Here is a 3270-nt window from a genome sequence, read left to right on the forward strand (position 1 = left end):
TTCTCACACTAACGCATGGTCAATATCTTACATTTAAACGGGTGATATCGTTAATTTTGCACACAAAAAAAGCAGCCTGGGCTGCTTTTTGTAAAACATTGTAGTGTATTTATTATTAATTGCTAAATAAATACGACTTTAGTGTAAACCACCTAAGTACTGAGAAAGTACTTCAATATCTTTATCTGTTAATTTCTTCGCTATATCGCCCATCATGCCATTTAAGTCATTGTGACGAGTTCCATCACGGAATTTTTCAAGTTGAGACTTGATATATCCAGGATGCTGAAAAGAAATTTTTGGAAACTTAGCAAGTGATGAACCGTTACCACGTGGACCATGACATGCTGCACATGATGGAATCCCACGCTCCGCATCGCCTGCTTTAAAGAGCATTTCGCCAACTTCAACAACATCTTTAGGTGTAGTACCTTCAGTCATGTTCATTGAAGAAAAATAAGCAGCTAGATCTTTCATGTCTTGCTCACTAAGTGGCATAGCCATAGCGCTCATTACTGGATCCATACGCCCTTCTTTGCCGCCTGACGTCATACCTAATTTTAAATCCTGAAGTTGCTTAAGGATATAATCTGGATGTTGACCTGCAATTTTAGGGTAAATATTAACCGGCGCATTACCGTCTGGGCCGTGACAAGCCGCACACGTTGCTGATTTTTCTTTACCTGCGTTTACATCGCCATCAAATGCTGTTGCGTTGCTTGCTGACAACGCACCAAGCAATATTGTTAAAGATAGTGCTATTTTTTTCATGGTGAATTCTCTGTTTCCGACCCTGTATCATCTACAATCGTGATGTTGTAATACATATATTCTACACGATAATAAATTCTCTGGCACGTTTTCTACACATATTAAGCTTATAATTTACAGGGTTTTGACTTAGATTAAGCTTTAACATGTTTTAAATGTACCATAGGTGCTGTTTTTAGGTGGTTAAATACGCTTTTTAATACATCCTTTATAGTATAAAATACGCGCCCTGAGTGAATTTGGTTTACTCAATGTTATTTTTTTAAGTTTTAGGAGAGCCTGTGCTCAAATCTCGTATCAAATATAATACTGCGTCTTTCGTAACAAGCGCTCCCGACATTACTAAATTACCTGCTGATACGGGAATTGAAGTTGCGTTTGCCGGTCGCTCCAATGCAGGTAAGTCGAGTGCATTAAATGCATTAACCGATCAGAAGCTAGCACGTACAAGTAAAACACCTGGACGTACTCAGCTAATCAATACATTCGATTTAGCGGATGTTGACGATATGCGCCTTATCGATTTACCAGGCTATGGCTTTGCTAAAGTACCAATCGAAATGAAAAAGAAATGGCAAAAGTCGTTAGGTGAATATCTGCAAAAGCGTCAAAGCTTAAAAGGTATTGTTATTTTAATGGATATTCGTCATCCATTAAAAGATTTAGACCGTGATTTAATTAACTGGGCAATTGGTAGTGAGATTCCAGTATTGGCACTATTAACTAAAGCCGACAAACTAAAGCAAGGCCCTCGTAAATCACAAGTACTGCAAGTTCGCCGTGAATTAAGCACGCTTGATGGGGATATTACAGTTCATGCGTTTTCATCATTAAAGGGCACCGGTTTACCAGAAGTAGCTAAAAAGCTAGATGAATGGTTTTTAGGTCCTGTTATTGCTGTACCACCTACCGATGAAACAATCACAGACGAAACCAACCCAGAGGCTTAAACGCTGGCGTTACGATAAATAAAACTGCTTTCCTGCAGATTTAATAAAATAGCCGAGCTTATCAGACTCGGCTTTTTCAGCCCACTGATAAAATACACTGCGTGAAACTCGCGCACTACAACCATACGGTAGCTTTAAATAAGGCACCTTTGAACCATTGTAGTCTTTTATATGCAAGGGCTGCTGAGCGCTCACTAACCACTGCCTAGCTAAATTATCAATACAACACAACACTTGCCCTTGCGCTGTATTTTCAAAGCGCCAATCAACAATAATAAACGGCGCATCTTCAACCGTTATTGTTATTTTTTCGACAGGGGTTTTTAAATAAAATTGCTCACCTTCTTTACACAATAAAGAAGCAAACAGCTTCACCATGGCTGGGCGTGTTATTTCGCTGCCATCGTAAAACCATTTCCCTTCATTATTAATAACAATTGGCAGCTCCCCACAATGGTTAGGCTGCCAACTATCAAAAGGTTTGCTTGGCTCGCTTAATCGCTTGCTAAGCTCACTTAAAGAAATCACTGTTTTTTAAGTGTTATTGCAAATGTAACAGGCACAGCTGTTGCAATTGAAGGCAAGCCCGCTAACTCTTGCAGCTTTTTAACGCCTTCGGTTACACCAAAATCATCACTATTAATAATAATAGGTGTTAATGATGATACCGTTAAATCACCACTTTGCGTGCTGTTAACGAGTACATCAATTGCCAATGGTTTTTTATTACCATGAAAATCAAGCTCAGCTGTAATACCCTTCAATACATATTGACCAGGCTTTTTGATATTACTTAGCTCTTTAGTTAAATTTGCAGTTAAAACAGCATTGGGGAATTTAGCCGCTTCGAATAAAAATGTAGCTAAACGCTCATTACGAATAGGGATTAGAGTTTCGGCTGATGTTAAATCAACATTAACGCTAAACTCACCTTTATCAGAAAGCATACCTTCAAGGTTAGTAAAATGGTGAGCTTCAGCAATCGAATCTTTTTTAATTGAAACAAAGCTTAGTTGGCTTTTATCATTCACTAGTTGCCAATTGGCCTGAGCAACATTAGAAATAACTAAACTTGATAAAGAAAAACCTGCAATAGCTAATGCTTTAAACATAACGCACTCCTTAGTAATAAAATGAAAAGAATAAAAATGATAGCACTTCGATGGTATCACCTGCGATGTACCCAAACCACCTCGAAGTGACGAATGCACAATACAATTGGTATAGCGCAAAAAAGAATTAATTAGATAGGATTTTTAGGCGTAAAACAAAAAACGGCCCACCAAACAAGTTGGTAGGCCGGTATAGCAAACTGGGGAGAAGCTATCAATTTGTTGCACCCTTTCAGATGCATCATCAACAGGATGTCCTACAGGATAGGACAGGCGGGACTTTAACAAAAGCACGCATTAAAATACAATCATATTCCTGTAAAACAGCTCGAATTGACGAACATATAACTATTTAATACAAATAGTTGCTTAAATTAACCTTATTTTAACTAAAGCTTGCATATAGCTAATTAAATAGCTGTTATTCTCATTTTTAT

Annotated in this window: 4 protein-coding genes; 1 reads left to right on the top strand and 3 read right to left on the bottom strand. The window is 38.0% G+C overall.

The window, feature by feature from the left end; translation table 11 throughout:
- Positions 1-138: 138 nt before the first annotated feature.
- Positions 139-771, bottom strand: a complete 633-nt coding sequence (locus tag H5072_RS15205; protein ID WP_182693998.1) for a cytochrome c — start codon at positions 769-771, stop codon at positions 139-141.
- Positions 772-1052: 281 nt separating this feature from the next.
- Between H5072_RS15205 and yihA the strand changes: the two genes are divergently transcribed.
- Entirely contained in the window at positions 1053-1721 is a 669-nt protein-coding gene (gene yihA, locus H5072_RS15210) for a ribosome biogenesis GTP-binding protein YihA/YsxC (RefSeq protein WP_007377272.1), read from the top strand.
- Positions 1722-1730: 9 nt separating this feature from the next.
- Here yihA and H5072_RS15215 read toward each other — a convergent pair whose 3' ends face one another.
- Both H5072_RS15215 and H5072_RS15220 read right to left on the bottom strand, forming a co-directional pair.
- Positions 1731-2249 (bottom strand): DUF1285 domain-containing protein, encoded by a 519-nt coding sequence (locus H5072_RS15215; RefSeq protein ID WP_182693999.1) that lies wholly within the window; start codon positions 2247-2249, stop codon positions 1731-1733.
- Positions 2246-2833, bottom strand: coding sequence for a YceI family protein (locus H5072_RS15220; protein WP_182694000.1), 588 nt, complete (start codon positions 2831-2833; stop codon positions 2246-2248). The genes H5072_RS15215 and H5072_RS15220 overlap by 4 nt, the downstream gene beginning before the upstream one ends.
- Between the last annotated feature and the right edge of the window lie 437 nt (positions 2834-3270).

It is taken from the genome of Pseudoalteromonas sp. SR45-5 (assembly GCF_014163565.1).
Classification (GTDB): Bacteria; Pseudomonadota; Gammaproteobacteria; order Enterobacterales; family Alteromonadaceae; genus Pseudoalteromonas; species Pseudoalteromonas distincta.

Bases quoted from the DNA above. Each gene is read 5' to 3' on its own strand.
- H5072_RS15205 (WP_182693998.1), bottom strand. From the start codon at position 771: ATGAAAAAAATAGCACTATCTTTAACAATATTGCTTGGTGCGTTGTCA.
- H5072_RS15220 (WP_182694000.1), bottom strand. From the start codon at position 2,833: ATGTTTAAAGCATTAGCTATTGCAGGTTTTTCTTTATCAAGTTTAGTT.